Source organism: Bradyrhizobium lablabi (assembly GCF_018129385.1).
Taxonomy (GTDB): domain Bacteria; phylum Pseudomonadota; class Alphaproteobacteria; order Rhizobiales; family Xanthobacteraceae; genus Bradyrhizobium; species Bradyrhizobium lablabi_C.
Genome location: NZ_JAFCLN010000017.1, coordinates 112,092 through 137,646, shown reverse-complemented (window position 1 = coordinate 137,646; position 25,555 = coordinate 112,092). Strand labels below are relative to the sequence as shown.

General features: G+C 63.2%; 33 protein-coding genes. 12 read left to right on the top strand and 21 right to left on the bottom strand.

Annotated features, from left to right (window positions below; all coding sequences use genetic code 11):
- Nucleotides 1-59: 59 nt before the first annotated feature.
- Nucleotides 60-719: a peroxiredoxin gene (locus tag JQ628_RS26515; protein ID WP_212227002.1), complete on the bottom strand. Its 660-nt coding sequence runs from the start codon at nucleotides 717-719 to the stop codon at nucleotides 60-62.
- Nucleotides 720-1,098: 379 nt separating this feature from the next.
- On the opposite strand from JQ628_RS26515, the gene JQ628_RS26510 reads away from it, so the two are divergent.
- Entirely contained in the window at nucleotides 1,099-1,668 is a 570-nt protein-coding gene (locus JQ628_RS26510) for a hypothetical protein (RefSeq protein ID WP_212227000.1), read from the top strand.
- A 35-nt stretch (nucleotides 1,669-1,703) separates the two neighbouring features.
- Here JQ628_RS26510 and JQ628_RS26505 read toward each other — a convergent pair whose 3' ends face one another.
- Entirely contained in the window at nucleotides 1,704-3,542 is a 1,839-nt protein-coding gene (locus JQ628_RS26505; protein WP_212226998.1) for an alkaline phosphatase family protein, read from the bottom strand.
- An 859-nt stretch (nucleotides 3,543-4,401) separates the two neighbouring features.
- Between JQ628_RS26505 and JQ628_RS26500 the strand changes: the two genes are divergently transcribed.
- Together JQ628_RS26500 and JQ628_RS26495 are read left to right on the top strand one after the other, a co-directional pair.
- Nucleotides 4,402-4,776, top strand: a complete 375-nt coding sequence (locus JQ628_RS26500; RefSeq protein WP_212226996.1) for a YkvA family protein — start codon at nucleotides 4,402-4,404, stop codon at nucleotides 4,774-4,776.
- A 45-nt stretch (nucleotides 4,777-4,821) separates the two neighbouring features.
- A complete protein-coding gene (locus JQ628_RS26495; RefSeq protein WP_212226994.1) occupies nucleotides 4,822-5,526 on the top strand; it encodes a PepSY domain-containing protein in 705 nt (234 codons plus the stop codon).
- Between the two features lie 56 nt (nucleotides 5,527-5,582).
- Here the strand turns inward: JQ628_RS26495 and JQ628_RS26490 are convergent, their stop codons facing one another.
- The 6 genes from JQ628_RS26490 to JQ628_RS26465 all read right to left on the bottom strand — a co-directional run bounded on the left by JQ628_RS26490 (nucleotide 5,583) and on the right by JQ628_RS26465 (nucleotide 8,481).
- Complete coding sequence (locus JQ628_RS26490) at nucleotides 5,583-5,780, bottom strand: hypothetical protein (protein ID WP_212226992.1); 198 nt, start codon at nucleotides 5,778-5,780, stop codon at nucleotides 5,583-5,585.
- A 403-nt stretch (nucleotides 5,781-6,183) separates the two neighbouring features.
- Complete coding sequence (locus tag JQ628_RS26485) at nucleotides 6,184-6,462, bottom strand: hypothetical protein (protein WP_212226991.1); 279 nt, start codon at nucleotides 6,460-6,462, stop codon at nucleotides 6,184-6,186.
- Nucleotides 6,463-6,497: 35 nt separating this feature from the next.
- Nucleotides 6,498-7,034 (bottom strand): DUF4142 domain-containing protein, encoded by a 537-nt coding sequence (locus JQ628_RS26480; protein WP_212226989.1) that lies wholly within the window; start codon nucleotides 7,032-7,034, stop codon nucleotides 6,498-6,500.
- Nucleotides 7,035-7,085: 51 nt separating this feature from the next.
- Nucleotides 7,086-7,721, bottom strand: a complete 636-nt coding sequence (locus tag JQ628_RS26475) for a cysteine hydrolase family protein (RefSeq protein WP_349628129.1) — start codon at nucleotides 7,719-7,721, stop codon at nucleotides 7,086-7,088.
- Complete coding sequence (locus JQ628_RS26470) at nucleotides 7,718-8,134, bottom strand: DUF3147 family protein (protein WP_212226987.1); 417 nt, start codon at nucleotides 8,132-8,134, stop codon at nucleotides 7,718-7,720. The genes JQ628_RS26475 and JQ628_RS26470 overlap by 4 nt, the downstream gene beginning before the upstream one ends.
- An 8-nt stretch (nucleotides 8,135-8,142) precedes the next feature.
- Nucleotides 8,143-8,481, bottom strand: a complete 339-nt coding sequence (locus JQ628_RS26465) for a DUF3147 family protein (RefSeq protein WP_212226985.1) — start codon at nucleotides 8,479-8,481, stop codon at nucleotides 8,143-8,145.
- Between the two features lie 74 nt (nucleotides 8,482-8,555).
- Here JQ628_RS26465 and JQ628_RS26460 point away from each other — a divergent pair, with 74 nt between their 5' ends.
- Nucleotides 8,556-9,107, top strand: coding sequence for a phosphatase PAP2 family protein (locus JQ628_RS26460; RefSeq protein WP_212226983.1), 552 nt, complete (start codon nucleotides 8,556-8,558; stop codon nucleotides 9,105-9,107).
- A gap of 25 nt (nucleotides 9,108-9,132) precedes the next feature.
- On the opposite strand, the gene JQ628_RS26455 is transcribed toward JQ628_RS26460, so the two are convergent.
- The 7 genes from JQ628_RS26455 to JQ628_RS26425 form a co-directional block, all read right to left on the bottom strand.
- Complete coding sequence (locus JQ628_RS26455) at nucleotides 9,133-9,390, bottom strand: hypothetical protein (RefSeq protein ID WP_249128444.1); 258 nt, start codon at nucleotides 9,388-9,390, stop codon at nucleotides 9,133-9,135.
- Between the two features lie 180 nt (nucleotides 9,391-9,570).
- Nucleotides 9,571-10,266 (bottom strand): calcium-binding protein, encoded by a 696-nt coding sequence (locus JQ628_RS26450; RefSeq protein ID WP_212226981.1) that lies wholly within the window; start codon nucleotides 10,264-10,266, stop codon nucleotides 9,571-9,573.
- Nucleotides 10,267-10,298: 32 nt separating this feature from the next.
- On the bottom strand, nucleotides 10,299-11,039 hold the full coding sequence (locus JQ628_RS26445) for a calcium-binding protein (protein WP_212226979.1): 741 nt from the start codon (nucleotides 11,037-11,039) through the stop codon (nucleotides 10,299-10,301).
- Nucleotides 11,040-11,344: 305 nt separating this feature from the next.
- The gene (locus tag JQ628_RS26440; RefSeq protein ID WP_212226977.1) at nucleotides 11,345-12,253 is read right to left on the bottom strand and encodes an AraC family transcriptional regulator; all 909 of its coding nucleotides are present in this window, start codon (nucleotides 12,251-12,253) and stop codon (nucleotides 11,345-11,347) included.
- 62 nt (nucleotides 12,254-12,315) lie between these two features.
- Nucleotides 12,316-13,284 (bottom strand): helix-turn-helix transcriptional regulator, encoded by a 969-nt coding sequence (locus JQ628_RS26435; protein ID WP_212226975.1) that lies wholly within the window; start codon nucleotides 13,282-13,284, stop codon nucleotides 12,316-12,318.
- Nucleotides 13,285-13,496: 212 nt separating this feature from the next.
- Entirely contained in the window at nucleotides 13,497-14,006 is a 510-nt protein-coding gene (locus tag JQ628_RS26430) for a ferritin-like domain-containing protein (protein ID WP_212226973.1), read from the bottom strand.
- A gap of 106 nt (nucleotides 14,007-14,112) precedes the next feature.
- Nucleotides 14,113-14,838, bottom strand: coding sequence for a DUF72 domain-containing protein (locus tag JQ628_RS26425; RefSeq protein WP_212226971.1), 726 nt, complete (start codon nucleotides 14,836-14,838; stop codon nucleotides 14,113-14,115).
- Nucleotides 14,839-15,001: 163 nt separating this feature from the next.
- Between JQ628_RS26425 and JQ628_RS26420 the strand changes: the two genes are divergently transcribed.
- Together JQ628_RS26420 and JQ628_RS26415 are read left to right on the top strand one after the other, a co-directional pair.
- The gene (locus JQ628_RS26420; protein WP_212226969.1) at nucleotides 15,002-15,493 is read left to right on the top strand and encodes a ferritin-like domain-containing protein; all 492 of its coding nucleotides are present in this window, start codon (nucleotides 15,002-15,004) and stop codon (nucleotides 15,491-15,493) included.
- 222 nt (nucleotides 15,494-15,715) lie between these two features.
- Nucleotides 15,716-15,964 carry a hypothetical protein gene (locus tag JQ628_RS26415; RefSeq protein WP_212226967.1) on the top strand — a complete coding sequence of 83 codons (249 nt, stop codon included), beginning with the start codon at nucleotides 15,716-15,718 and terminating at the stop codon, nucleotides 15,962-15,964.
- A gap of 79 nt (nucleotides 15,965-16,043) precedes the next feature.
- Here JQ628_RS26415 and JQ628_RS26410 read toward each other — a convergent pair whose 3' ends face one another.
- Nucleotides 16,044-16,217, bottom strand: coding sequence for a hypothetical protein (locus tag JQ628_RS26410; protein WP_212226965.1), 174 nt, complete (start codon nucleotides 16,215-16,217; stop codon nucleotides 16,044-16,046).
- A gap of 136 nt (nucleotides 16,218-16,353) precedes the next feature.
- Between JQ628_RS26410 and JQ628_RS26405 the strand changes: the two genes are divergently transcribed.
- Nucleotides 16,354-16,800, top strand: a complete 447-nt coding sequence (locus JQ628_RS26405; protein WP_212226963.1) for a PPC domain-containing DNA-binding protein — start codon at nucleotides 16,354-16,356, stop codon at nucleotides 16,798-16,800.
- Nucleotides 16,801-16,809: 9 nt separating this feature from the next.
- On the opposite strand, the gene JQ628_RS26400 is transcribed toward JQ628_RS26405, so the two are convergent.
- Nucleotides 16,810-17,280 carry a DUF6496 domain-containing protein gene (locus JQ628_RS26400; protein ID WP_212226961.1) on the bottom strand — a complete coding sequence of 157 codons (471 nt, stop codon included), beginning with the start codon at nucleotides 17,278-17,280 and terminating at the stop codon, nucleotides 16,810-16,812.
- A 115-nt stretch (nucleotides 17,281-17,395) separates the two neighbouring features.
- Between JQ628_RS26400 and JQ628_RS26395 the strand changes: the two genes are divergently transcribed.
- Together JQ628_RS26395 and JQ628_RS26390 are read left to right on the top strand one after the other, a co-directional pair.
- Entirely contained in the window at nucleotides 17,396-17,557 is a 162-nt protein-coding gene (locus JQ628_RS26395) for a hypothetical protein (RefSeq protein WP_212226959.1), read from the top strand.
- Between the two features lie 12 nt (nucleotides 17,558-17,569).
- The gene (locus tag JQ628_RS26390; RefSeq protein ID WP_212226958.1) at nucleotides 17,570-17,797 is read left to right on the top strand and encodes a DUF6894 family protein; all 228 of its coding nucleotides are present in this window, start codon (nucleotides 17,570-17,572) and stop codon (nucleotides 17,795-17,797) included.
- Between the two features lie 197 nt (nucleotides 17,798-17,994).
- Here the strand turns inward: JQ628_RS26390 and JQ628_RS26385 are convergent, their stop codons facing one another.
- Both JQ628_RS26385 and JQ628_RS26380 read right to left on the bottom strand, forming a co-directional pair.
- Nucleotides 17,995-18,381, bottom strand: a complete 387-nt coding sequence (locus tag JQ628_RS26385; RefSeq protein ID WP_212226956.1) for a hypothetical protein — start codon at nucleotides 18,379-18,381, stop codon at nucleotides 17,995-17,997.
- Nucleotides 18,382-18,505: 124 nt separating this feature from the next.
- Entirely contained in the window at nucleotides 18,506-18,706 is a 201-nt protein-coding gene (locus tag JQ628_RS26380) for a DUF3072 domain-containing protein (protein WP_249128440.1), read from the bottom strand.
- 60 nt (nucleotides 18,707-18,766) lie between these two features.
- On the opposite strand from JQ628_RS26380, the gene JQ628_RS26375 reads away from it, so the two are divergent.
- Nucleotides 18,767-19,039, top strand: a complete 273-nt coding sequence (locus tag JQ628_RS26375; protein WP_212226954.1) for a hypothetical protein — start codon at nucleotides 18,767-18,769, stop codon at nucleotides 19,037-19,039.
- Here JQ628_RS26375 and JQ628_RS26370 read toward each other — a convergent pair.
- Nucleotides 19,007-19,438 carry a CBS domain-containing protein gene (locus JQ628_RS26370; RefSeq protein WP_212226952.1) on the bottom strand — a complete coding sequence of 144 codons (432 nt, stop codon included), beginning with the start codon at nucleotides 19,436-19,438 and terminating at the stop codon, nucleotides 19,007-19,009. The two genes, JQ628_RS26375 and JQ628_RS26370, sit on opposite strands and share 33 nt — an antisense overlap.
- 242 nt (nucleotides 19,439-19,680) lie before the next feature.
- Between JQ628_RS26370 and JQ628_RS26365 the strand changes: the two genes are divergently transcribed.
- Nucleotides 19,681-20,070, top strand: a complete 390-nt coding sequence (locus JQ628_RS26365; protein WP_212226951.1) for a septal ring lytic transglycosylase RlpA family protein — start codon at nucleotides 19,681-19,683, stop codon at nucleotides 20,068-20,070.
- Between the two features lie 74 nt (nucleotides 20,071-20,144).
- A complete protein-coding gene (locus JQ628_RS26360; RefSeq protein WP_212226950.1) occupies nucleotides 20,145-22,865 on the top strand; it encodes a bifunctional diguanylate cyclase/phosphodiesterase in 2,721 nt (906 codons plus the stop codon).
- A gap of 204 nt (nucleotides 22,866-23,069) precedes the next feature.
- On the opposite strand, the gene JQ628_RS26355 is transcribed toward JQ628_RS26360, so the two are convergent.
- Nucleotides 23,070-25,526 carry a hybrid sensor histidine kinase/response regulator gene (locus tag JQ628_RS26355; protein WP_212226949.1) on the bottom strand — a complete coding sequence of 819 codons (2,457 nt, stop codon included), beginning with the start codon at nucleotides 25,524-25,526 and terminating at the stop codon, nucleotides 23,070-23,072.
- Nucleotides 25,527-25,555: the final 29 nt, after the last annotated feature.

Below are 25,555 nucleotides of genomic sequence, written 5' to 3'. Positions count from 1 at the left end.
TAATCGACGAGATCCCGGGTTCGATGCTTTCGCATCGCCCCGGGATGACCGCTACGCGGTCACTTCGGCTGCGGCACGATCCGGATGTACGGCTTCGGTGCCTTCCAGCCCTGCGGATAGATCGTCTTGGCCTCATCGTCGGTGACCGAGCCCGCGATGATGACGTCCTCGCCCTGTTGCCAGTCGGCCGGCGTCGCCACGCGATGCTTGGCGGTCATCTGAAGGGAATCGATCACGCGCAGGATTTCCGCAAAGTTGCGGCCCGTCGTCATCGGGTAGACCAGCACCAGCTTGATCTTCTTGTCCGGGCCGATGACGAAGACGTTACGCACGGTCTGGTTATCGGCGGGCGTGCGGGTGAGCGGGTCGCCGGACGTCGAGGCCGGCAGCATCTCGTAGAGCTTGGACACGTTGAAATCGGTGTCGCCGATCATCGGGTAGTTCGGCGCCGCACCCTGCGTCTCCTTGATGTCCTCGGACCATTTGGTGTGCCGGTCGACCGGATCGACCGAAAGGCCCATCAATTTCACGCCGCGCTTGTCGAATTCCGGCTTCAGCTTGGCCAGCGCGCCGAGCTCGGTGGTGCAGACCGGGGTAAAATCCTTGGGATGGGAGAACAACAGGGCCCAGCTATTGCCGATCCAGTCGTGGAATTTGATTTTTCCTTCGGTGGTTTGGGCTTCGAAATCGGGGGCGGTGGCGCCAATCGGGAGTGCCATGTTTCGACCTCATGTCGTTCTAGTTGCAGGGGAATTTCGTCGCAGCGAAGTATAAGCCGTGAAGCGGGTTAGGTGAACTGGTTCATCAACAAGATGAATTCCTTCTCCGTGCGGCGGAACTTCTAGCATCATCCACTGATGTAGGGGTCTGCGGCGAAAAAACCCAATGGAACTACCGAGCCCGTCCTGCCCCGATATTGCCGCTTATCGCCGTCACTACGCCCGGCCCGGTTGCCGGTCGAACCGTGACGGGCCGCACAGCGACAAATCGGCAACCATCTAAAAATGTGGGAATGCGAGTTTCGAATCATTAACCACTCGTTTACGCCCGCATGGAATTGCTGGTCCGAACAAGAAATCTGGAAGTGTGAACTGAACTATGTCTGCCCCGAGTACCAAGGCCACCGAGTTGGTGGCCGCTCTGCAACCGTCCTGCCGCAAGACCGCGGCCCACGCCCTGACCATCGTGCGCGATGGCGTGATCACCGGCGAAGGTCCGACCACCAAGGGCCGCATCCACTTCTCCCGCGCGCTCGATGCCGATGACGCCGCCTGGTGCGCACGCATCCTGACCGCATCCGCCGTCGAGCATCAGCCGGTCTGCCGCGCCGAGGTCGAGGCGCTGCTCGAAATCCACGACGCCGCCGCCGAGCGTACCGATGGCGGCCGGTTCGACGACCTGCTCGCCAAAGCGGTCGCCCATCACGCCGCCTCCGAATCCGGACTGACGGTGCCGCCGCGCACGGTGGCGCTGTCGCCCGACACCGACATCGCGAGTTGGGCGCCGGCCATCAAGGCCGACACCGAGGCGCTCAAATGGCTTGCGAACCAGATGCGCGGCAAGCGCCGCAGCAACCGCACGCTGATGACCATGGTCGCCACCATCATCGGCGCCGCGGCCCTGCCGCTGTCGCAATTTCCGAACGTGTTCGATATCGGGATGATGTGAGATCATCTTCCTTGAAGGGGCGTTGGACGGCGGGGTTACTTCCCCGCCGTTTTTTGTTTGTCGGCATCCGCCTCAAGGCCGAGCGTGCGGCCGGGAAAGCCGGCGGCGTCGAAATAGCGCTGGGGGCCGACGCGCTGGAACAGCAGCACGGTGCGCAGGCCGTTGGCCGCCGGCCGCGAGCTTGCCGTGCCGGTGAAAGCCTTTGGCGTTGCGCCGTTCGGCATCGCTTCGGTGACGACGCGGCCGACCAATGGTCCCTTCGCCTTCTGGGTCAGTCCCATCAGCCGAGCGGCGGTGGCGCCGACATCGGCGTTGCTGACGGGCAGGGGATCGACATAGCCCGTCTTGAAGTCAGGTCCGATCGCCGCGGTGAAGTTGAGCGTGTCGCCGCGGCTGAAGCTGCCATGCATGCCCTGGCCCTGGCGCAGCACGGTGTCGGCGACCTGCACCGAGCAATTGGTCGGCTCCGCGCAGCCCGAGGACCATGAGCGGAAGTTGACGATGATCGAGGGATGCGGCGTCACCGCCTTGCCCCGCAATCCGAGCGCCGACATCGGCAGCGCGCCGGGGAAGCGACCGAGGTCGTCATTGATGAACAGGCCGCTGACATAATCCTGCTCCAGCAGCGCCTTGATGATGCGGTCGGCGAGCTTCTTGTCCTTGTTCGGCAGGTAGATCAGGTCGGATCCGCCATTGGTCGCAACGACGACGTCGGGTTTGGTTGGATCCGCACCGAGCACGCCGTTGCCGGCTTTCGGATGCGCGTTGTCGCCGACCTTGGCGTTCTTGTCGTTGGGGTCGAACAGCGGCAGGTTCAGCGCCTTGGCGAGGTCGATCGCGAGGAAGCCCATCGGCAAGAAATCCTTCGGCGTGTCCTCATAGGACATCTTCGCGGAGGGACTGGTCTTGCTCTCCTTCGAGATGGTCGAAAAGCCGTGATCGGAGGAGACGATGATGTTGGTGTTTGCGGCAAGCCCGAGTTCGTCGAGCGCCTTGCGCAGTTGCGCGAGGTTATCGTCGGCGTTCTTGATGCCGGCCATCGAGGTCGGGCCGTTGATGCCGGGGGTGATGGTGTTGAGACTGTCGCCGGTATTGTGCTGGCTGCCGTCGGGATCGCGCGACCAGAACACCAGCACGAACGGCTTGTTGCGCGCCTTGAACATCGGGAGCACGACCTTGGTGGCAACATCCGCCATGTAAGCCTGCTGCCCGACATTGGCCGAGGTCGTGCCCGGCGTCTTGGCATCGCCCGCCTTGCTGTTGTCGCCGCGGCTTGGGGTCGCGAGCGGCAGACCCGCCTTGGTCAGGGCATCCTTCATCTCGTCGGAGAGGGGCACGCCGGTCTTGCCGCCGGTGGAGTCGTCGATCACGATCGTGTTCTTGCCGCGATCGGTGTGGTCGAAGATCAGGGTGGGGCCGACCTTGCCGATGGCGGCGGTGCTGAAGCCCTTGTCGCGTGCCATCTTCAACAGCGTCTCCTCGTTGAGATAGTCGCCATTGAAGTGATCGTCGACGTCGGCGAGCACCGCATCGTTCTCGATGAAGGGCACCACGGTGTCGCCGGCCGGCACGGAGCTGTAGCCGGTGTAGATCGTGTTGGAGAACGTGCCGGTGTCGCCGAGATAGTGGCCGCTCGCCATCGCCGATCCGTTGGCCATGGTGAAGGTCGGGAACAGCGAATGCGAATTCTGGAAATAGACGCCCTTGTCGCGAAGCTCCGCCATCGCCGGCGCGGTCTGCGCGCTGACGATCTTGCCACGCAGGCCGTCGGGGATGAACAGGACGAGATTGCGGGGCGTGGCGTTCTGCGCGGATGCGGCGCTTGCGGATAATGTGATCAGGCTCGCGGACAGCAATGTGATTGCGCGGCGCATCGGAATTCTCCCCATGTCATGCGGATGGCTTCGGGCGGGTGTCTCGGTCTAGATTTGCTACATGACACTATTGTTGCAGCAAGCGCGACGGCGGCTGGCTCGCGGATTTGTGAGGGGATAGGGAGGGGCAAGGGCGCATTGTTGTTGGATGAACGTGTTTCCCCGACCCATCGGCCGTCATGCCCCGCGAAGGCGGGGCATCCAGTACGCCGCGGCTTCTCGGTTCAATCATTGCTGTCTCTGGAATACTGGATCACCCGCCTGCGCGGGTGATGACGGGGAGAGTGTGAGGCGCACTCGCGCTTCAGATGCAGTTTCGCGTTCTCGCGACACCATGTGCCCGAGCTATTCAAGTTCATCGCGCCTCTAACGATAGAGGGCGCAGGGGAATGCCGGGTGCGCGCTGCACCCGCGGTCTCGTGTGCCTGATGCGCAAGCAAAAAAGGCGCACACGAGCATACGGGTGAGCGGAGAACACTCCGACATCCCCTGCGCAATGGCTTTACGGCTTATATCGCGCTCTCCCTGGTGAGCGGGCTTGTTGTCACCATCGCCTCGCGGAAAACTCCGCAAGGCTTAGCGCCAGCGTCGCGGCGCCAGGACCACACGACTTCGCCGTACGCCCTTGCCCAGTCGTCTGCTGAACAAGCGCGTCCACCGCATCCCATCCCAACGTTTGGTGGCGACGGCCAACGCCCCTCCTCGAGGATGAGGTGCCGTTGTTATAATTCTGATTTACCGAAATTAACAAGCAGAATATTTTTGCGCGAGGGGGCTTGACATGATTTCCGAAATTCAGAATTGATTTGCCCGACAGGTCGTTTGGCTGGCAAACTCGAGGTCCGGGAAAGCCTCTGAAATGAATCTGAAGGATTGGGCGCGGATCATCAAACGCGATATCCATGCGCTGTATCTCGCCAGCCGGGACCGGCGCGTTCCATGGTACGCAAAGGCGCTCGCGATCGTCGTGGCGGGATATGCGCTTTCGCCGATCGACCTGATCCCGGATTTCGTTCCGATCCTGGGTTACCTGGATGACGTGATCCTGGTGCCGGCGGGCATCTGGCTGGTCGTCCGGCTGATCCCGCCTGACGTCATGGAGGAGCATCGGGCGCTCGCAGCCGCTGCGGCAGAGCGGCCCGTGAGCAGGACAGCGGCGGTTGCCATCGTGCTTGTTTGGGCGGCTTCAGCGGCGCTGATCGGCTGGTGCATTTACAGAGCAATTTTGAACTAGCCCCGGAACCTATCGGCCGGCCAATTGGATCTGCGATGAAACCGCGTGTCCGGTTCCAGGGTGGAACGCGGCCGCCTTACCGGCAGCCAATCAGCGCCCTATTTGTATGTGCAGGTGGAGCCTGTAGCCGCAAGTCAGGAAAGTTCTTTGATTGTTCCCAGGTCAAGCGGATGGTTGATTGCCGCCATCGGGTTGCTTCTCGCCTCGCCAGCCTGCGCAGATGCCCCATTGGTGATTCCGGTCGAAGCGCCTGATGTCGACAAAGCAGATGGCGTCGGATCGGTGGCGAGCGAGATTGCACGCTTCAACGCGATCTCATTGCCGATACAGGATGCGCTGGTCGCCGCACTTGCATTGCACCCGGGCGCACGGGTGATCGATGCGAGCTTCGATGGCCGCGAGACGCTCGCCGTGTTTCGGGTGAGAACGCTCCGCGGCGACCTGATCTACGAAGACGCAATGGACGCATCGTCCGGCAAGCTCGTGGGGAAGACCGGAGAATCATCGGCGCGCGAACTGAACGCCGAAGATCTGCGCATCCTCGCCGCCTTCGGCAACGTTCGCCAGGAGATGATGGACGCCATCCTCGTTGCGGAGCGCAACACAAAGGGGCGGACCATCAGCGGAGGATTGAAGCGGCTGGAGGGGCGTCTGAATTTCGTGATCGTGACCGTCGCCGGCAACGATCTGAAGCAGGTTGTTCTCGAGCCGCCTTTGGCAAGGAACAACGCACGCAAGACACGGAAGTGATCGGGGGCGCTGCTCCCGGTCTCCTGCACCTGACGGCAATGAGCAGGGTGCAGGTCTTATCTTGGAGGCTGCAATCCGGGAGACTCCAGCCACGCGCTCATGTGCGAGCCGGTTTCTGCCTGCCGGGCCTTTCGCAGCAAGGCGTCGCGTGCTGCGCCGGGCTCCAGCAATCGGGCTTGCTCGCGAAGCCGTTTTGCTTCCTCGGCAAGACGTTCTTCCAGCGATCGAATTTGTTTGAAACGGCGTCGTTGCATCGGCGCTGCTCCATTCCGCTAGAGGAGGCGGGAGCGCAACCGAGCGTTCTCATCACCGATGAAAGCCATAGACCGTGCGGTGATGATGGATAACGATGCCGCCGGAGCATCGTTCCTATCATTTGATAGGGCCGATCAGGATCCGAAAGCGCGAAGGGACAGCGCGTCTTACCCGCCGAAGCCGCCCGGATCAGTCTGGCGGCATGGTGCGGGGCGATCTCCGAAAAGAACGCATCCGAATGGCCGATGGCGCAGCGAAAGCGCAATCCGGCATGAGCATGATGTGTTGCAGAAGTCCGATGATCTCGCACAAGGGCATGGGCATGAAGTCAGCTGCTGCTTCCAGCTTACCGCCGTCCTGTTACTTTGATAGCTGTCGCGTCCGGCTCCCGCAGGCCCTTCGTCAACGCCGCTTTGTCGCGCGCCGGTTGTAAGGCGGCCGGTTCACGGGCCGCAGCGAAATTCCCTCGCGCTGCGCCTTGCTTCGGATCGCTGCGACAGGGCGCTGAAGCTTGACGCTCATCACGCCGGCCGGGGTGTTTCCCTTTGCGAGCTGCTTGAGCATCCGTACGTCCGCCGTCGACCAGGGCTCACGCGAGCGCCGCTTGTATGAGGGGTTTTTCTTGCGCGGGCCCTTCTTGCCGATCGGCGAGCCCGGCCGCTTCCATGCTGCTTTTGCCATGTAGTTCCTCCTTCATTGGTTGAACGAAGGAATCATCACTTTCTATTCTTATCGAGCGCTTGCGCCATCTCCAGGTGGTGCTGAAGCGCCGGCAGCGTCTTGCCTGCCCACTCCTTCAGCTTCGCATTCTCGCCGCCCTTGGCGTAGCGTTCGAACAGCGAGACCGCGTCCTTGTGGGCGCTCACCTGCATCGAATCGTATTCGCTGGCGAAGTCTTCGGGCTTGGCGTCGCGCAATCTGGCGAGCTTCTTCTGGTGGGCGTCGTCGAGGCTGGTGGGGATCGCCGCCTTCATCTCGCCGGGCACCATGGATTTCAGCTCTTCGCTGGTCTTGGTGTGGTCGGTGATCATCGTCTCGGCAAATTTCTTTTCGTCGGCATTGCCCTTCTGCTGCGCGATCCTGGCTGCCTCGATCTCGGTCATGTCGCTCATGGCGACTTCCTTGATGAAGTCTTCAGTTTTCGGCGCGATGCCGAGCGCGGAATTGATGCCGGTCTTCTCGCCGACCGACTGCGCGAGGGCAGGCGAGGCCAGCGCTGCGGCCAGCGCCAGAGCCAGAATGGTCGTTTTCATCGTGTTCTCCTCGGTGTTACCGGGGTCAACAGGCGCTGCTGGCAGATGTTCCTATTTGCGAAGGTCGCCCCACACCTCGGGGAGATGCTCGGCCGTGATCAGATCGATCTGCTCGCTGTAGCGAAGCCGGTACATGGTCATGAGCGCATCGTGTCCGGGGTCGGAAGAGCTGCACAGGCCATCTTCCACGATGACGACGCGATAGCCGACATTGACGGCGGCCAGCACGGTCGACAGAACGCACACGTCGGTTTCGGCTCCCGAAATAATCAATGTTCCGACATTGCGCTCGGTCAAGAAATCTCCGAGTGCCGAACGATGAAAGGCCGAATAGGCGGGCTTGTCGATGATCGCCGCCGGCGGGGCGTAGCGCGCGAGCGCCGGGACGAGATCGAGTTGCGAAGAATCGAGGTTTTCGCGCGTCGCCGCCGACCAGCGGCGATAATATTGGCGCCACTGGCCCGGTGCCTTGTCCGCATTCTCCGGCGGTATGAACCGCGTGAACACGGTTCGCTCGGGGCACAGGGCGACGGCGGCTTCGATCGTCGGCAGCACGCGCTCCATCCACGGGGTTTCCCAAAGCCCGCCCTTGGCAAACAGGCGCTGCATGTCCACACACAGGTGAACGGCGTGTTCGATGCGTTTCGGCAGCGTGTGTTCGCTGCCTTTTTTCGCGGGCGAGGTCACAGGAAATACCCCGTCCGCCAGGCTGCCACCGCGACTGCCAGCCAGGCGGCCAGCGCGAGGGCGAGAGCGGCGGGGAAGGGCAATGCCGGCGCCGCGAACCACACCACCATGGCGAATGCAGCGAGTCCGGCGCTGCCACACACCGCACCCTGTGCCTCGAGCGCCGCCGCCTGCCGGCCCCGGCGTGCGCCCTGCATACCCTTCTCCCGCTTTCGCCGCCGCTCATGCGACTCGATCATGCCGACGCTGGCGAGGAAAATGGCGGGAAACGCCAGAAAGAGCCCGCCCGCAGAGGGACCGCCGAAGTCGGCAACCAGACCTGCCAGGCAGGTCGCAAGGCCTCCCAGCACGAAGCGCAGGGGATATTCGTACCAGCGGCCTTCCTTCAGCGCGGCAAACTTCAGATGGATCATCGCGGCCCTCATCCGATGAGAGCTTGTTCGAGACCGAAGGCGGCAACGAACCAGATCAGGAGGCTCGCACTCGCGGCCGCAAGAGCGCTCCAGTTCAGCCGCATGATCAACTGGCATACGAGCAGGCTGAACAAGGCGAACGCCAGCGCGCCGAGCGCCATCGAACGGGCCTGGACAGCGACGTAGTCCGCACCATGTTTGCCGAATGCGAGAGCGAGCGTGGCGAGCGCGACGGAAGGCGCCGCACCAAACAGGCCGGCGAAACTCTTCGGGCGAAGCACTTCGGCCAGGGCGGCAAATGCGACCACCACGAAGCCGCCGACGATGAAGCGCAACACATATTCCATGGTACTTCAAACAGGTGTCCGCAGCTTCGTTCCAATTGCAGGGAACCGGGAGCGCGACAGCCGCGTTTCCGGACATGGCGATCACGATCGAGCCGACCAGGCCAGACATCGAAATTGCAAGAGCGGTTGCGCGGCGCACAACGCCGCATATCGAAAAGGCTTCGGAGGTGCTGACATGGGGCGCCGACGAGCATGTGCTCTGCGCAGCCGCAATCGTCTGGTGGCTGTACGCGCGAAACCGGCCGGCCCAGCGCGTGGCTGCAAATCATGTTCTTCTGACCACCGTCGCGGCAACTGCCCTGCCGCATTTGTTGAAGGGGATATTCAATCAGCGCCGTCCCGACAGGGTAACGGTGCTCGGGCATCTTCACGGCGTTCCGTTGTCCGGCGATCGGCTGGATGCATTCCCCTCAGGACATGCGATTCACGTCGGCGCGCTGGCCAGCGCGGCGACCCGGCTGCCGCCGGGCAAACGAAGCCTTGTCTGGAGTATCGGCGCAGGCTTGGTGGCAACGCGCGTCGTGCTGCTGGCGCATTGGGCGAGCGACGTGGCCGCAGGGCTTGCCATCGGCGTGGGGCTGGAGCGGCTGCTGCGTCGGGTAACCGGGTTCGGCAAAGGTCAGTGAGACCGGCGCGGTCCGTGCGTTGGCCTTACTTCGCCGCGGCTTCCTCGAGGCAATGGTTCAAGAAGGCGGTGCGGTCGCGCGGCAGAACCTTTTCAGTGTCCGCCTTCATGGCGCATTGGCGTTGCCGGATTTGCTCGGCCCGGCGTTTTTCCGCGGCCTCGCGATATTCGGGCGCGACCCTCTCGGGATCGACGAGCCGTTGCGCGGAAGCAGACTGGAGGGAAAGCAGGCAACAAGCGAGCGCGGCTAACGCCGTCAAGGTTCTGGTCACGGGCCCCACCATGCTTTGAAATATCGCCGATAATAGCCTCGTGACTGAAATGCGTCCGTGATCTGGTTCACATCCCCTTTGTATGGGGTGGTCCGGTCAGGCTGGCGCAGGCGATCCGCGGTGAAACGCAAAAAAGCCCCCGCTGTCGCGGGAGCTCGCATATGCCGGTCGTCGGTCTCGTCCAGGTTCAGGTTAGACGATGTTCATCCAACTGAAGTCGTTCACGGAGTCGAGGCCCCACAGTCCCACCCACGTTTCCGTGGTGTCGGCGTGTCCCGAAAACAGATATCCGTCGGTGCCGTTGGTGATGAAGACGTGCTGGAATTTGGGGTCTGCGATGGCGAAATCAGCCAGCGCCTTCATCTGATCGAACGTGGCGTTTGCGAATTCGTACTCGATGTAGTTGGCGGCGGTGCCGGGGATCGTGCCGTGGCCATAGACGATGGCGATCTTGTCTCCCGCTTCGAAATCCAGGATGACGTCGGCATGGGCGGATTGCTCGGAGCGGGTGAAATAGAACGTGTCGTTTCCGGCGTCGCCGGCGAGAAAGTCCTGGCCGGCGCCGCCGAAGATGCGATCGTTGCCGGTGCCGCCGCTGATCTGGTCGCTGCCTGCACCGCCATGGAGGAGATCGTTGCCGGCGTCGCCGCGCACGAAATCATTGCCCGCGCCGGCGTCGATCCTGTCATCGCCGCCGAAGCCGTAGATCTTATCGTTGCCGCCGAGGCCATAGATGGTATCGGCCAGATAGCCGCCGTTGAGCGGCACGTCGTTGTTTTCGGTGCCGTAGATCGTGGTGTCGTAGGGAGGCAGCGGCGGGTGGTCCCAGACGGTGCCGTCGCCCGGCTGCGTCGGATCGGTCGGATCGGTGGTCGTGTTCTTGGCCATTTTCAGTCTCCCGTGTGTTGCTGAGTTCGCGTTCAGACGATGCAGTCCCAGGAAAATCCATCGACGCTTCCGACGCCCTTGAGCGTGATCATCGCGCGCTCGCCGCCGGCGGCGTCGACGAACAGGTATCCGTCGGTGCCGTCAGCCACGAACACGAAATCGCGCCAGCTTGTTGCAAACAGAGCATCCGCCGCCGCTTCAATGGTTGGCAGGCTCGCGCCCGGGGCGACCGACGTCTCGGCGTAGTTCAGGAAACTGCCGGGATGGGTGCTGAGATCGTGAAAACCCTTCACGGTGTAGAAGTGCAGCGTGTCCTCGCCGGCAACGAAATCATGGATCACGTCGCGGCCGATCCAGTCCATGTCGCCGCGAACATGGAAAGAGAAAGAGTCGTCGCCCGATCCGCCCCACAATTGATCGTTGCCGAGTCCGCCGTTGAGGTCGTCGTTGTCGGCGCCGCCATCGAGCAGATCGTCGCCGGGCCCGCTCGACAGGAAGTCCTGGCCGGCTTCGCCATACAGCTTGTCGCTGCCGGTGCCGGAAAAGACCCAGTCGTCGCCGCCGCCGGCATAGACCCTGAAATCGGTGCCGGCGGGTGCCGACTCGACCTGGATCACGGTGTCGTCATCGTTGAAATGCGCGGTGACGATCTTGCGGTCGCCGCGACCGTCTGTGACCGACCAGGACAGGCGATCGGCCTCGGCTTCGTCACTGAAGAGCTGGCCGAAGTAATCGATCCAGAGCTTGGGACCGTTCTTGTCGTGCGGCGGCATCGAACATCCTCCACATATCCAGACTGGTTCCGGAAGGCTCGCTCGGCGCTTCCGCCCAGTGGTCGCAAGATGTTTGTGCGCGGTTCACGGACGATGTGATTTTCATCGCATGAGGCGGCCTGCATGCCTCGCGCAGATATTTCCGACATCGGTGTTCGCCCTCCAGATCTTCCGCGACAGCGTGAATCGGAGAGTACCGGGCGCACCGGCCGGCGGCTTGGGCGTGGCCGAACTGCTATTGTGCTGAAGCGAAGCCGGGCGAAGACGGCTTCGCCTGCTGCCGACAGGCCACGCGGGAGGCGGCGTCAGTCCGTCTGGCGGCGCGCGCGGTTTCGTACGTCGGATGGTGTTTCGCCGTAACGCCGGCGAAAGCACTGGTTGAAATAGGACAGGTCGCCAAAGCCGCAATCGGCCGCGATCGCGCTGATCGGCAGGGGCATAGAGCCGGGATCGCCAAGCCGGCGATGCGCGAGCGCGAGCCGCGAAGCCAGCAGGAACGATGAAAACGTCGCGCCTTCGCGTTCGAACAACTGCTGGACGTAGCGCGCACTGACCCCTTGCCGGCGTGCGATGTCATGGACGGACAATGACGGATCGCCCAGCCGCTCCAGGGCGTGCTTCTTCATGGCATCGAGCCGCGCGGCGCGCAGGCCGCGGTCCCCGGCCAGCTCCGCGCCGTCGCGCGTGGCGCCGAGCGCAAGGGCGACCAGATCGCAGATATGCAGGACCATGGCGCGCTGTAGCTCGATGTCGGCGGCCGCCTGATCGGCATGGATCGTCGCCAGATAGCTTTTCAGCAGCCGCAATGCATCGGTTTCGGTGGGGACCGGCTGCATGAAGGTGTCTTCCAGTCCCCTGACCTGGGCCTTGAGAGCAGCGCGAGGGATTTTCAGCGTGACCATCGTTGTCTTCGAAGAAGGACTCTCAACCCTCGCCTTGTCTGCACTGGATATCAGAAGGGCCGGTCCGGCTCCGACCGTGATATCCCGACCCAGTTGGCGGAACGAGACGGGAGCGGTCGACCAACCCAAAACACAATCATCGTCCGATTTGCCGGGGTCGCGGCATTTCTCGAAACGATGCGGGGTGTGGCCACCCCACATCACGCTGGCGCCGGGGAGCATGCGCAGTTCAAGGTCCGCGCTGCATTCCGCGGCTAACGGCGTGATTTCCATGTTGGCAACACCGCGCCCGATCATCTCACGGAACATCATCAGGCGATCTGATTCCGGAAAATGCGCCGTCGAAAACCGAACTATCGATTGAGGGTTCATCGTCAATCCATGTGGCGGCGGGCGCGGTTGCGCACGTCGGACGGCGTTTCGCCAAAGGTGCGGCGGAAAGACTGATTGAAATAGGAAAGATCGCCGAAACCGCAGTCGGCCGCGATCGTGCTGATCGACGAGGACAGGGTGCCGGGATCGCTGAGGCGGCGATGCGCGAGCGAAAGGCGCGAGGCGAGCAAGAACGACGAAAAAGTGCTGCCGCCGGTCTCGAACAGTTTTTGGACGTAGCGCGGGGTGACGCCCTGGCGCCGCGCGACGTCATTGACGGACAAGGACGGATTGGACAGTTGCTCCAGCACGTGCTTCTTCATGGCGTCGAGCCGGACCGCGGGAAGGCCCCGGCGGCTCGCCAGCGCCGCTCCATCGCCCGTCGCGCCGAGCGCGAGCGTGATGAGATCGTAGATGTGCAGCACCATCGCACGCTGGGCGTCGATGCCGGCCGCCGCGTGATCGGCATGCACCGTCGTCAGATAGCCTTTCAGCAGCCGCAGCGCGTCGGTGTCCGCCGGGACGAGACGCAAAAACGCGTCCTCCAGGCCCTTGATCCGCGGTTTGAGCGTGGCGCGCGGAACCTTCAGCGTGACGTGGTGAATGGAGGAGCCGTTCTCGACGACCGCCTTGTCGTTGCACGACATCAGCACGGCCGGCCCTGCGCCAACCGTGACTTCCCGGCCGAGCTGGCGGAACAGGCCGGGCGTGCTTGCCCATACGAACAGGCAGTCATCATCGGCCTTGCCGAGATCATAGCCATTGTCGAAACGGTGCGGGGTGTTGCTGCCCCACATGACGCTCGCGCCGGGAAACAGGCGGAGCTCGATATTCGCGCGGCATTCCTCGCCCAGCGGCTCAATGTCCATGTTGGTGACGCCGCGTCCGAACATCTCGCGAAACATCGGTAGGCGGTCACGCTCGGCATAGTCCGCCGTTGAAAACCGAAGGATCGACGATGAGTTTGTCATGCGCGACCGTCTGGTGATGCGAAATCCGGAGCACGCAGAGTAGAGGTTTCCCGGCGACGTGGGAAGTGTGGCCGGGTCAGCGATGGGACCATCGATCGCGCACGTTATGCGCGTGTCACAAAAAGCGTCAGGCAATTATAACAATTATAGTGGAAAGGCCCGCGCGGGGCCTTTCGCATTGTCTCACAGGGCTGACTGGTACGCCCCGCGTTTCAGCTTGCCGCCTTGCGGTTCACGCCCTTGCGCAGCGCCACCGTATTCAATTTGGTGTTGGCCGCCTTCTCCTCGTTCAGATTGGTGGTGAGGAAGCGAACGATGTCGTCGTGGCCGAGCTCTTCCGCCCAGGCGATCAGCGTGCCGTAACGGGCGATCTCGTAATGCTCGACGGCCTGCGCGCTCGCCACGATCGCGGCGTCGAGCACGGACTTGTCCTCGACGTCGCCGGCGGTCGCATCCGCTTCCTTGATCAGGCCGTCGATCGCGGGGCAGTCGGTGCCGGAGGGCTGCTTGCCGAGCTTCTTGAACACCTGGTCGAGCCGCTCGATCTGCTTGTTGGTTTCCTCGAGGTGATTCTTCAGGCCCAGCGAGAGATCGCGATTGGTCGCTTGCTCGATCATCTTCGGCAGCGCCTTGGTGATCTGCTGCTCGGCGTAATAGATGTCTTGCAGGCCGTGCAGCAAGAGGTCGTCCATCGACTTGATGTCTTTCGAAAACAGTCCCACGTCATCCTCCATTGATAAATTCGAATAGCCGAGAGGGCCGAGCGATCAACGGAGGCCGGCGGCGGAGGTTCCAAGCGTTGCTCGGGCAGGCCGGGTGACCTCTGACCTAACCCAGCATCTGAAGCAGCTTGAGCGCATCGGCCGGGGCAGCGCTCTTCTGGTCGTTGTCGAAATAGACGTAAACGTCGCAGCCCTGCTTCTTCCAGGAGCGGATGCGCCTGGCCCATTGCGCCAGCGCGTCGGGCCGGTAGTGCCCCTTGTAGCGGCCGCCGGGCCCATGGCCCCTGACGTAAACGAAATCGGCCGTCCGCTTCCACGGGGAGGGCGCATCATGATGGTCGGAAATGCAGAGCGAAATATTTTGCCGGGACAGCAGCCGAAAAACTTCCGGCGTGTACCAGCTCGGGTGACGGAACTCGAAACAGTAGCGGCGCTTTGCGGAAAGCAGATCGAGGAATGCGTCGAGCCGGCCCGCGTCCATGCCGAAGTTCGGCGGCAACTGAAACAGGACGGGACCAGCCTTGTCGCCGAGCAGCGAGAGCCGGTCTTCCAGCAGTTCGAGGCTGTTGACGGATTTCTCCGACAGGCGCTTCCAGTGGGTGATGAACTTCGATGCCTTCCAGGCGAAGACGAAATCATCGCCTGTCTGCTGCCGCCAGCCCTTCACGGCTGCGGGCGTCGGCGTGCGGTAGAAGACGCCGTTCAGCTCTGTGGTCGCAAACTGGCTTGCGTAGTACGGCAACTGGTCCTTCAGCAGCAGCTCCTTCGGGAAGAACGGACCGCGCCAGGACTGGTAGTGCCATCCCGATGTGCCGATCAGGATACGCGCCATCGTGAAACATCACCGTCGTGCCAAAACAGCTATAAGCGCGCGTTGAGCGGTCCGGTTCCTGTGCGGGTGAGGGAGCACGATATGGAAAGAGCACGCGTGAGGAGCGGATAGGAACTTTTGGTTTCAATCACGGTTTCCGGAAAACCAACCAAGGGAGTGACCGATGGCCGAGAAGGACCTCAACGAACTGTTTCTGGATACGCTCAAGGATATCTATTACGCCGAAAAACACATTCTCAAGGCCTTGCCGAAGATGGCGAAGGCCGCGAATTCCGACAAGCTCCGCACCGCTTTCGAAAAGCACTACGACGAGACCGAGGGGCAGGTCGAACGGCTGGAAAAGATCTTCGAGATGCTCGGCAAGGCGGCGCGCGGCAAGAAGTGCGACGCGATCGAGGGCATCATCGACGAAGGCAAGGAGGTCATGGACGAGTATGTCGACACGCCTGCGCTCGATGCCGGCCTGCTGGCGGCAGCCCAGGCGGTCGAGCACTACGAGATCTCCCGCTACGGCACGCTGAAAGCATGGGCCGAAAAGCTCAACATGCCGCAGGCCGTCAAGCTGCTCGATCAAACGCTGGCGGAAGAGAAGAAGACCGACGAGGCGCTGACCAAGCTTGCCGAATCCGAAGTCAATTACGAAGCGGCGGCTTAGGAACGGGCGGACCTTTTCGGGATTGGCATGTCGGTCACCGCAGGGTGATCCCTCCCAAGACTGGACCCCCGGCTCACTGCGAGCCGTGGGGTTTCTTTGGGACTTCTTCTGGCTGACCGGTGGCCGATGAACCGGCTCCGGCGCAACGCTGCTCCGCGGAACGTGCAGGAACCGTTCCGCACGAGCCGTGTTGGCGTTCACTTCAACTCCAGGAGTCAAGACATGAAGAAGACCATTTTGGCGTCTGCCTGCATTCTCGCGCTATCGATGGGCGGCGCGTTCGCGCAATCGCAGCAGCCGGCACCCGGCGCTTCGAGCTCGGGCAATGTCGGTCCCGGCGCGGGAAGCGACATGAACGCGCGCGGCCACAATATGAAGAAGGGGACGACGACCGGCGCAGCGCCGATGAAAAAGCACAAGGGCGCCAATCCGTCCAGTTCGGGCAATGCCGGCGCTGGCACCAACAAATGATGCCACCCGGCAGGCTGGCTGCTGCCAGGCAACACAAATGCCGCCGGAACACGATCCGGCGGCACTCTTGTGTTGGCAATTACTCGTTTGGCCCGTCTGACGGACCCTGTTCGATGTGAGGATCGGAGGCGTGGGCTTTTAGCTCGGCCTCGTGCTCCTGCTCCCGGCCTTCTTCCACCAGTTGCTGATCGCCAATCATCTGGCCGACCACCTGCTTGGTGAGGCCCTGCGCTTTCTCTCTGAACGTGCTCATCGCTGGATATCCTTTTCGGGGAGAACGAGAGGAACCGGCCGATGTTTCCGCTGCGGGACTTCACAGTTTGAGGAACGATGCGCGACATCGCCGATTGGTGCGGGATCACGGAACATCGTCGAACGAGTGACGAGACATGAAAAGCCAGCTCCTTTCCGACACCGCGGACGCCCAGATCCATGTCGTCATCCTCGACAGCGGGGAGGAGGCGTTCGCGGCGCTGACCAAATTCGCCAATGACGCAAAGTTGACGGCGGCCTCGCTGACGGCGATCGGCGCCTTCGAGAAGGCCACCGTGGGCTGGTTCGACTTCGCTTCGAAAAGTTACAGGAAGATCGAGATCGGCGAGCAGTGCGAGGTGCTGAGCGCGATCGGCGACGTCGCCAGGGGCGACGACGGCAAGGCGAGCCTGCATATGCATATCGTGCTCGGCATGGCCGATGGCTCGACCCGCGGCGGGCACCTGCTCGCCGGCACCGTGCGCCCGACGCTCGAAGTGGTACTCACCGAGGTGCCGTCGAAGCTGCGGCGCAGGAAGAGGGCGGATCTCGGCATCGCCCTCATCGATATCGGGGCGAACTGACAGCCGGCATCAACGGATGCCGAGCGCGTTCTCGAGCTGCCGCTTGGTCATTTTGGAGCGGCCCTCGATATGACGGCGCTGCGCCCTGGCGTAGAGCTCCTTGCGGGTGTGCCCGTCGGCCTTGCGGGCGCGGGCGACCGCGGCGCGGCGGCCGCGGGCGGTGGGTTTGCGCGCGTTCCGGCCGCCCATCGCGCGGGTGCTCTCGCGTTTGCGCCCGGCGCCGACATGCGACTTGCCCTCGCGCTCCTGCTGCGCGGTGCGGCCGCGGGATTCCTTGCTCTCGGTCCGGCGCAGGTTGCGCCGGTTGCGCCGCTCGCTCTCGTATTTCGAGGCGCCGGCTTCCTCCAGCGCGATGGCAATGGCCTGACGGCGGCTCTTGACCTTGCCTCCCTTGCCGCTGCGGCCACTCTTGAGCTCGCCGTGCTTGAACTCATGCATCACCCGGCCGGTGATGCGCTTCTGACGTGATGACTGGGCCATCGCGATTTCCTCCGTTGCTCCGGCAAGAACCGACGATGCCGCAGGAGGTTCCCCGCGAAACGAGGAACGGCCCCGCGCCGCAATCGTTGATCCTGTGGGGTCCGAGGAGGATTTCATGAGCAAGGAAACGCCAAAGGACGATCCCCGCCAGCGGACGGACTGGGGTTCGAAAAGCCAGACGAAAGAGCCCTGGAAAGGCAATCCGGAGAAGGAGCAGCGCTCTGACGACAGCAAGAAGCCCGACCTGGAAAACTGGCACGAGAGCAATACGCACTGATGAGGATGCGCCATGCCGCGTTTTCGCTTTGATATTGTCGATGGTAAGCGCGTGATCGATCCGACCGGCCATCCCGTCGACGACCGCGATCAGGCGATCGCAGTGGCCAAGCGCCTGGCCATCGATCTTGCGGAAAACCGGCAGGGTTTTCTCGGCAAGGGGTATTTCGTATCGGTTGTCGACAAGGACGGCGACGAGATTCATCGGGAAAGCGTCGATAGCGCCGAAAAGAGCGGCTAGACCTGGGAGAGCAGGATGGGGAAGGCATTGCTTGGCCTGATCGCAGTGAGTATGGCGCTGCTGATCGGGCTTTTCGTATACGCTGCATTCACGTTGTGAAGCTGGCCTGACGCAGACAAGAAGCTGTTCGCTGAAGACAAAAAAGAGGCTGCCCACCGGGCAGCCTCGAGGTCATGCGTCAGCTTGATCGGGTATACTTACTGGCAGACGTGAAGTCGCCCGTCCTCGCCGCGGAACGTTGTGCCGGGCTGACAGACGAACCCGCTTCTCACACCGTAGCTCCGGCCGTAGTAGCCATCGTTATAAGCGTAGGCGTCGTTGCGGAACGGCGCCGTGGCGATTGCGCCGGCGGTGCCGACGACAGCACCGGCCGTGCCGATCGCGCCGCCGACTACGCCGGCGGCCACGTCACCCGGCCAGAATCCGCTGTCGCGATGATAGGCCCGCGTATCACGATGATAGACCCGCGCCTGATCCTGCTGAGCGCGGACGGATGGCGCCCGTGCCGCGGGATCCTGCGCGAATGCAGGCGCTGCGATCGCGGTCGAAAGAATGGCGGCTGCGGTTGCAATCTTGAAGTTCATTCACTGTCTCCATCGTAGTGACGTGAGGCCAACGATGCGCGGCAGCAGCCGTTCCGGAATTGTGAAGTGCTCGCTTCAAGCAGGCGTGAGGTTTCGGTTCCGGTTCGATGAACCGGAACATCGCTCAGAAAGAGTCGGCGAGCGCGATCTCGGCCTCGAGCGCGCGGATGCGGCGCTCGGCCTCGTCCGTCGTGAGATCGCGCTCGTATTGCCTTGGCTGGTAGGCCTCCTCGCTCAGGCGCTTGAGACGCAGGGCCTGTGCACGCGTCATTTGCGCCGCGAGGCGCTCCTGAACGCCGCCATATCTTAAGGTTTTGTTATCCATGTCCGTCTCGTTCACCGATTTGAGACTTGACTATATGTTCTTATTTTGTTCTAACAAGCCATGGACAACCGAATTAATGAAATACGGCGCAAGATCAGCCTGTTGCGGGGCAAAACGCTCGAACTGGAAACGCTCGTGCGCAACCAGATCGGCAAGGGCCTCGACTGTGCAGAGGCGGCCGGCGAGCAGCTCGAGGCGCGCAAGGAAATCGCCCGCCTGATTGGCGAGTGGAAGGCGGCCGGCGGCGGCGATCGGCTGCCCGATCCGGGCAGCCCGAAGCGCGTGTCGAAGCGCGAGGAGCTACGCCTGCGCGTGCTGGCCGCCCGGGCGTGAGATCTGGCTCAGTGCCGCGGCCGTTCCGTCGGCCGCGTGGGCGCGTGCGATGTCGCCGAGTGCGATGATGCCGACCAGGCGCTTGTTGCGGTCGAGCACGGGCAGGCGGCGCACCTGGATGTCGCCCATGTTCGTGCAGACCTCTTCGAGGTCCTGATCCTCGAAACAGTATTTCACGTCTGACGTCATGACATCGCCAATGCGGGCATCGGGACCACGGCCCAAGGCAACGCCGCGGATAGCAATGTCGCGATCGGAAATCATGCCGACGAGACGATCATTGTCGGTCACCGGAAGCAGCCCGCAATTGAGCGCCGCCATCGCTTCGGCAGCATCGCGCAACGTATCTTCGGGCGTGCAAAGCTGGACGTCAGGGGTCATCGCGTCTCGAACTTTCATAAGCCACCTCCTGGATTGCTCGGTTGCTTTGGCGGCTAACCAGAAGCGGCCCTGGGTGTTCCTGCGAAAGTTTGCGGTGGCCACGGGGCTGGTTCCAGCGTGGCTTTTCAGTGGCGAAATTCTTCAGATGCGATTGTTCCGCACGGTGGCGTGCGGAATGCGCGACATGCAATGCCGCATGTCTGGAAACCACGATTGCGTGATCGCGTTTCCTGCGCGGGGCCGACCCATGCAGACGCAAAATGAGAATCGAAAAATATGTTGGTGCGCTGTTGTTGACGACAGTCGGCAGCGCGAACGCCTTTGCTGAATCCGGTCTTGCTTCCTTCTACCCCGGCATCGGCGCCAAACGCGGCGAAATGACCTGCGCTCACCGCAGTCACAAGTTCGGAAAAATCCTCCGGGTCACCCACGGCAAGATCTCGATCCAGTGCCGCGTCAACGACCGCGGTCCCTTCATCAAGGGCCGGATCATCGACGTTTCCACCAGCGCGGCCCGCGCGCTCGGCATGGTCAGCGCCGGCGTCGTGCCGGTCCTGGTCGAGGTGGTCGAACAGGCCAGGGAGGCGGTGCGGGAAGCCGAGCAAAAGGTGGATCAGGAAGAGCTTTCCGTGCCGCGGAACGCGCTTTAACCGATCGATAACTCATTTTCCTAACGCCCCCTTCGGTTGTGTTCCCGTAGAACCGCCGCCCTGGGGGCAAGGAAATGCAAAGTGCATCTTCGGACGGCGCCTTCTCCGCGCGCCTTCTGCTGTCGACAACGATTGCGCTGGTCCGCACCAGGAAGGGCGCGATCCAGTGGCTGATCGTGTGCGGCGTCGCGCTGGTGGCGGCGATCGCGCTCGGCACGGCCTATCTTGCCCTGCAATTCCGCGAACGCACGTTGGAAATCACCGAGCGCGACCTGAACAACACCGCGCTGTTGCTGTCGCGGCATTTCGACCAGCAGCTCGGCGATCTCCAGCATGTGCATGACGACGTCGTCGCCTATCTACAGGTGGGCCAGTTCGATACCGAAGACTCTTTCGAACGGCACATGTCGATGTTGAGCGCGCACGAGATGCTGCGCTCAAAGCTCGCCGCGCTGCCGCATGTCGGCGCGCTGAACCTGTTCAATGCCAGAGGCTGGCTGATCAACACCTCGGAGATGTGGCCGGTGCCGGACGTCAGCATCGCCGACCGCCGCTATTTCCGCGAATTCACCTCCGGCAAGGCGACGCCGGATGTGATCGTCGAGCCGGCCGTCAGCCGGGTGACCGGCAAATGGACGACCATTTTCGCGCGAAAAATCACCGGCCGCGACGGCAGGATCATCGGCTTTACCAGCCGCGGAGTCGAGCCGACCCATTTCGAGGACTTTGTCGCCTCACTGGCGCTCGGAGAGGATACCGCGATTTCGATGATCCATCGCGACGGCACCGTGATCGCGCGCTATCCGCACGATCCAAGGCTGGTGGGCCGCAGCGTCGCAGGCTCGCCCTCGTTCCAGCGCGTGCTGACGTCGAACGGCAACGTCTCCGGACGGTTTGTCAGCCAGTCCGAGGGTGATGACCGGGTCGGCGCGGCAAGGCCGCTGAGCCATTTTCCGATCCTGATCGTCGCCACCACCAAGACGGAAACGGCGCTCGCCGACTGGCGCGCCCAGACCAAGCTCCAGTTCTTCGCCGCGGTGCTTGCCGTCGTCGTGGTCGTCGTCACGATCTTCTTCATCGTGCGCCAGCTCCAGCGCCAGCACCGGGCCGCGCAACGGCTGCTGTCGGAGAAGAGCCAGCATCTCGACACCGCCATCAACAACATGACGCAGGGGCTGCTGCTGTTCGATGCCTCGGCCCGGCTCGTGATCTGCAATCAGCAATATATCGACATGTTCGGCGTATCGCCCGATGTCGTGAGGCCGGGCTGCCATCTGCGCGAGCTGGTCATGCACCGCCAGCAGCTCGGATCGTTCGTCGGCGACGTCGATGCCTACTGCGCCAAATTCCTCAATCCGCAAAATGACGAGGTGCACGACACCGTCATCTCGACGCCGGACGGGCGCATGATCCGCCTGATCTACAAGCGTTCGCCGGACGGCGGCTGGGCCACCACGCTGGAAGACGTCACCGAGCACCGGCGCGTCGCGGCGAAGATCGAGCATCTCGCCCATTATGACCCGCTCACCAATCTGCCGAACCGCGCGCTGTTTCAGCGGCACGCGGAAGGCCTGCTGATGCAGACTTCGGAAACGCCGTTCGCGATCATCTATATCGACATCGACGAGTTCAAGCGTATCAACGACTCGCTGGGACATCTGATCGGCGACGAATTCCTCAAGGGCGTTTCGGCGCGGCTGCTGGAAGCCGCCGGCTCCCAGGATTTCGTTGCCCGTCTCGGCGGCGATGAATTCGCCATCGTGCAGCACGACGTGCGCTCCGACGAGGATGTCAACGAGTTGATCGCAAAGGTCTATGCGGCGCTGCGCACGCCGTTCGATTGTCATGGCCACAGCCTTGCCAGCGACGCCTCGATCGGGGTGGCGGTGGCGCCGCGCCACGGCTCGGATCTGCTTCGCCTGCTCAAGAGCGCGGACCTTGCGATGTATGCCGCCAAAGCCGCCGGCCGCAGGACCTACCGCTTCTTCGAGCCGTCGATGGAAGCCGAGGCCAATCTGCGCCGCGAGCTCGAGCACGATATGCGCAGCGCGCTCGCCGAAGGCGGCTTTGAGCTTCACTATCAGCCGCTGGTCGATCTGCGCAGCGACGAGGTGACCGGCTGCGAGGCGCTGCTGCGCTGGCGGCACCCGGTGCGCGGCATGGTTTCGCCGGCCGACTTCATCCCGGTCGCCGAGGAAACCGGCCTGATCGAGGAGCTCGGGCAGTTCGTCCTGCGCACCGCCTGCCGGGAGGCCGCGAACTGGCCGGCCGACGTGCGCGTCGCGGTCAACGTCTCGCCGATTCAGTTCCGCTCGCAGACGCTGTCGCTGAAGGTAGCATCCGCGCTGGCGGAGGCCGGGCTCGATCCGCGACGGCTGGAGCTCGAGATCACCGAAGCGGTTCTCATCGCCGACGACGATGACGCGCTGGTGACGCTCAATCAGCTCCGCAAGCTCGGGGTGCGCATCGCGCTCGACGATTTCGGCACCGGCTATTCGTCGCTGAGCTATCTCCAGCGTTTCCCGTTCGACAAGATCAAGATCGACCGCAGCTTTGTGAAGGCGCTGACGCGCGGCTCGGGCTCGACGTCCATCATCAAGGCGGTCGTCAGCATCGCCGCCGACCGCAACATGGTCACGACAGCCGAAGGCGTTGAGACGGACGAGCAGCGCGACACCGTCCAGGCGCTCGGTTGCACGCAGATGCAGGGTTACCTGTTCAGCCCGCCGCGCCCGGCGGCGGATATCCGGAAGATGCTGGCTGCAGCCGGGACGGACGCCGTAGACGCGGCGTAGCGCGAACCGGTACCCACCCCGCATCTAATGCGGGGCCATCGCATTTGGCCAGACTTTAGCGGTTGCGGCCATCCTTCGAGACGCGCGCGATGCGCGCTCCTCAGGATGAGGTCCTGATTTGCGGCGAAATGCCAGACCCTCATGGTGAGGAGCCCGCAAAGCGGGCGTCTCGAACCATGCAGGCCTGGCCGTTCGTTGAAAGCTTTAATGCGCCGACGCCCGCTCGGAGATCGCCTTCCGCAGGATGCGGGACAGCGACTCCACGGAATAGGGTTTCTGAATCAGCTCGAAGCCGCGGTGGGCATTTTCGGCCAGCACGTTGCTGTAACCGCTGGTCAGCACCACCGGCAGGCCGGGATAGCGGTCGCGGATGACGCCGGCGAGTTCGACGCCGTTCATGCCGGGCATGATGACATCCGAGAAGACGAGGTCGGCGGCGAATTCGTCCCGCGCGAGAATGGCAAGCGCCGTGTCGGCGTTGGCCGCGCGCTTGACGGCATAGCCGAGATCTTCCAGCAATTCCGTGGAGAACTGCCCGACCTCGTCATTGTCCTCGACGACCAGCACCCGGTAGCCGCGCCCAGCGGCCGGCTCGACGCCCGCGGCGGCGACCTGCTCGCTGCGAGCGGGGGCCGTGGCCTCCGGCAGGTAGATGGTGAAGGTCGCGCCCTGGCCGGGAACGCTCTTCACCTCGATGTCGCCCTCGGACTGCTTGACGAAGCCGAACGCCTGGCTGAGGCCGAGGCCGGTGCCTTTGCCGACCTCCTTGGTGGTGAAGAAGGGCTCGAAAATCGCTTCGATCTTGTCGGGTGCGATGCCGGTGCCGGTGTCGGCCATCGAGATCGCGACGAACTCGCCGAGGCGGCCGGCTTGTCCGCGCAATGGCGGGATGGTGCCGACCTTGCGGACGGCGATCGTCAACTGGCCTTCGCCGTCCATGGCGTCGCGGGCGTTGACTGCCAGATTGATCAGCGCCGTCTCGAACTGCGCGATGTCGGCAGTGGCAAAGCAGCCGGCGTCCGCAATATCCATGTCGATGCGTATGCGCGTGCCGACGAGCGGGCGGATGAGCTGCAGGACGCTTTCGACCTGCGCGCCGACGTCGAAGACCTGCGGCTTCAGGGGCTGCCGGCGGGCGAATGCCAATAGCTGCGCCGTCAGCTTCGAGGCGCGCTCCACGGTGTCGGCAATCGCATTGATATAGCGGCCGCGCCGTTCCTCGGCGAGATCGCGGCGGCGGAGGAAATCCGTGGCCGAGCGGATGATGGTCAGGAGGTTATTGAAGTCATGCGCCACGCCGCCGGTGAGCTGGCCGATCGCTTCCATCTTCTGCGACTGACGCAGCACTTCGTCGGCCCTGCGGCGTTCGGTGGTGTCGACGGCTTCCGGCACGGCGCCGACCACGGCACCGTGCTGGTCGAGCAGGGGACGCATCGCAAAATCGAAATAGCGCTCGCCGATCGGAAGGCGGAGCTGCACCTCCCATCGCACCGCTTCGCCCCTGAGCGCCGCCTCGAAGGCGTCGCGCACCACCTCGGCCATGCCGAGCGTGCCGCTGAACCACGGCGTTTCCCAGAACGGTCGGCCGATGACGTCGGCGGCCGCGGACCGGATGCCTTCGAGCGCGGTCTTGTTGGCGTAGAGCACATTGCCCTGCCGGTCGAGCAGGCCCTGATACTGGTTGCTGGTTTCGAAGATCGCGCGCATCTGCGCTTCGCTGGATTCGAGCTGCGAGGTGCGCTCGGCAATGCGCTGCTCCAGGATATCGTTCATCCGGCGAAGGTCGATCTCCGCCTGCTTGGCGGCGGTGATGTCGTGGGCGATGCCGATGAAGCCGATATGCTTGCCGGTCGGGTCCCAGCGCGGCTGCGATTCCGATCGCAGCCAGCGCCATTCGCCGTCGGCGCGCTTGTAGCGAGCCTCCAGCACGAACGGCTTGAGCGAGGCCTCGCCTGCAACCGATTCCTGGACGATGCGCTGCATATCGTCCGGATGCAGGACCTTGCGCCAGTCGAACTTGATGGCTTGCTCGTAGGGAAGTCCGACGAAATCGCAATAGGACTGGTTGGCGAACAGCCGCGTGCGGTCGAGCTTGGTCACCCACATCGGCACCGGCGCGCTGTCGGCGATCAGGCGGAAGCGCTCCTCGCTTTCGCGCAGGGTCGCCTGCGCCAGCATCTGATCGGTGACGTCGATGTCGGCGCCGACCAGGCGCAGCGCCTGGCCGCCGCGGTCGCGGTCGATCCTGGCGGCGACTCGTATCCACCGCACTTCGCCGTCATTCGGCCGGACGATCCGATAGACGGCGGAATAGTCCTGACCTTCGCTCTTCAGGGTATCGAACAGGTGTTGTTGCGTCCGCTCGCGATCCTCGGGATGGATGCGCGATACCCAATCCTCATAGGTCTCGTTGACTGCCTCGGGCGGCAGGCCATGGACCAGAAGATATTCGGGAGATCGGCGGTTCTTGACGCCGTCGCGAAAGTCGATTTCGAGGCCGCCGACGCGGGCGATGCGCTGGATGCGGGCAAGCTCCGCTTCGCGATCCTGCAAGGCGCGGTGGGCGCGGTCACGCTCGCGCGCAATTTCTTCGAGATGTTGCCGCAGCCGCTCGGCTGCTGCCGCCTCGGGGAGGGTGCTGGTAGGGTCGGTGGAACTCATCTGCGCCTGCCGTGAGATACCTTCTCATA

Excerpts from the sequence above, each read along its gene's own strand:
- JQ628_RS26415 (WP_212226967.1), top strand. The coding sequence starts at position 15,716 with ATGAAGAAGACCATTTTGGCGTCTGCCTGCATTCTCGCGCTATCGATG.
- JQ628_RS26480 (WP_212226989.1), bottom strand. The coding sequence starts at position 7,034 with ATGAAAACGACCATTCTGGCTCTGGCGCTGGCCGCAGCGCTGGCCTCG.
- JQ628_RS26440 (WP_212226977.1), bottom strand. The coding sequence starts at position 12,253 with ATGATGTTCCGTGAGATGATCGGGCGCGGTGTTGCCAACATGGAAATC.
- JQ628_RS26380 (WP_249128440.1), bottom strand. The coding sequence starts at position 18,706 with ATGGATAACAAAACCTTAAGATATGGCGGCGTTCAGGAGCGCCTCGCG.
- JQ628_RS26485 (WP_212226991.1), bottom strand. The coding sequence starts at position 6,462 with ATGGCAAAAGCAGCATGGAAGCGGCCGGGCTCGCCGATCGGCAAGAAG.
- JQ628_RS26450 (WP_212226981.1), bottom strand. The coding sequence starts at position 10,266 with ATGGCCAAGAACACGACCACCGATCCGACCGATCCGACGCAGCCGGGC.
- JQ628_RS26400 (WP_212226961.1), bottom strand. The coding sequence starts at position 17,280 with ATGGCCCAGTCATCACGTCAGAAGCGCATCACCGGCCGGGTGATGCAT.
- JQ628_RS26395 (WP_212226959.1), top strand. The coding sequence starts at position 17,396 with ATGAGCAAGGAAACGCCAAAGGACGATCCCCGCCAGCGGACGGACTGG.
- JQ628_RS26435 (WP_212226975.1), bottom strand. The coding sequence starts at position 13,284 with ATGACAAACTCATCGTCGATCCTTCGGTTTTCAACGGCGGACTATGCC.
- JQ628_RS26365 (WP_212226951.1), top strand. The coding sequence starts at position 19,681 with ATGAGAATCGAAAAATATGTTGGTGCGCTGTTGTTGACGACAGTCGGC.
- JQ628_RS26420 (WP_212226969.1), top strand. The coding sequence starts at position 15,002 with ATGGCCGAGAAGGACCTCAACGAACTGTTTCTGGATACGCTCAAGGAT.
- JQ628_RS26465 (WP_212226985.1), bottom strand. The coding sequence starts at position 8,481 with ATGGAATATGTGTTGCGCTTCATCGTCGGCGGCTTCGTGGTGGTCGCA.
- JQ628_RS26385 (WP_212226956.1), bottom strand. The coding sequence starts at position 18,381 with ATGAACTTCAAGATTGCAACCGCAGCCGCCATTCTTTCGACCGCGATC.
- JQ628_RS26505 (WP_212226998.1), bottom strand. The coding sequence starts at position 3,542 with ATGCGCCGCGCAATCACATTGCTGTCCGCGAGCCTGATCACATTATCC.
- JQ628_RS26445 (WP_212226979.1), bottom strand. The coding sequence starts at position 11,039 with ATGCCGCCGCACGACAAGAACGGTCCCAAGCTCTGGATCGATTACTTC.
- JQ628_RS26515 (WP_212227002.1), bottom strand. The coding sequence starts at position 719 with ATGGCACTCCCGATTGGCGCCACCGCCCCCGATTTCGAAGCCCAAACC.
- JQ628_RS26375 (WP_212226954.1), top strand. The coding sequence starts at position 18,767 with ATGGACAACCGAATTAATGAAATACGGCGCAAGATCAGCCTGTTGCGG.
- JQ628_RS26370 (WP_212226952.1), bottom strand. The coding sequence starts at position 19,438 with ATGAAAGTTCGAGACGCGATGACCCCTGACGTCCAGCTTTGCACGCCC.
- JQ628_RS26455 (WP_249128444.1), bottom strand. The coding sequence starts at position 9,390 with ATGGTGGGGCCCGTGACCAGAACCTTGACGGCGTTAGCCGCGCTCGCT.
- JQ628_RS26355 (WP_212226949.1), bottom strand. The coding sequence starts at position 25,526 with ATGAGTTCCACCGACCCTACCAGCACCCTCCCCGAGGCGGCAGCAGCC.
- JQ628_RS26470 (WP_212226987.1), bottom strand. The coding sequence starts at position 8,134 with ATGATCCATCTGAAGTTTGCCGCGCTGAAGGAAGGCCGCTGGTACGAA.
- JQ628_RS26410 (WP_212226965.1), bottom strand. The coding sequence starts at position 16,217 with ATGAGCACGTTCAGAGAGAAAGCGCAGGGCCTCACCAAGCAGGTGGTC.
- JQ628_RS26510 (WP_212227000.1), top strand. The coding sequence starts at position 1,099 with ATGTCTGCCCCGAGTACCAAGGCCACCGAGTTGGTGGCCGCTCTGCAA.
- JQ628_RS26460 (WP_212226983.1), top strand. The coding sequence starts at position 8,556 with ATGGCGATCACGATCGAGCCGACCAGGCCAGACATCGAAATTGCAAGA.
- JQ628_RS26500 (WP_212226996.1), top strand. The coding sequence starts at position 4,402 with ATGAATCTGAAGGATTGGGCGCGGATCATCAAACGCGATATCCATGCG.
- JQ628_RS26360 (WP_212226950.1), top strand. The coding sequence starts at position 20,145 with ATGCAAAGTGCATCTTCGGACGGCGCCTTCTCCGCGCGCCTTCTGCTG.
- JQ628_RS26390 (WP_212226958.1), top strand. The coding sequence starts at position 17,570 with ATGCCGCGTTTTCGCTTTGATATTGTCGATGGTAAGCGCGTGATCGAT.
- JQ628_RS26490 (WP_212226992.1), bottom strand. The coding sequence starts at position 5,780 with ATGCAACGACGCCGTTTCAAACAAATTCGATCGCTGGAAGAACGTCTT.
- JQ628_RS26405 (WP_212226963.1), top strand. The coding sequence starts at position 16,354 with ATGAAAAGCCAGCTCCTTTCCGACACCGCGGACGCCCAGATCCATGTC.
- JQ628_RS26425 (WP_212226971.1), bottom strand. The coding sequence starts at position 14,838 with ATGGCGCGTATCCTGATCGGCACATCGGGATGGCACTACCAGTCCTGG.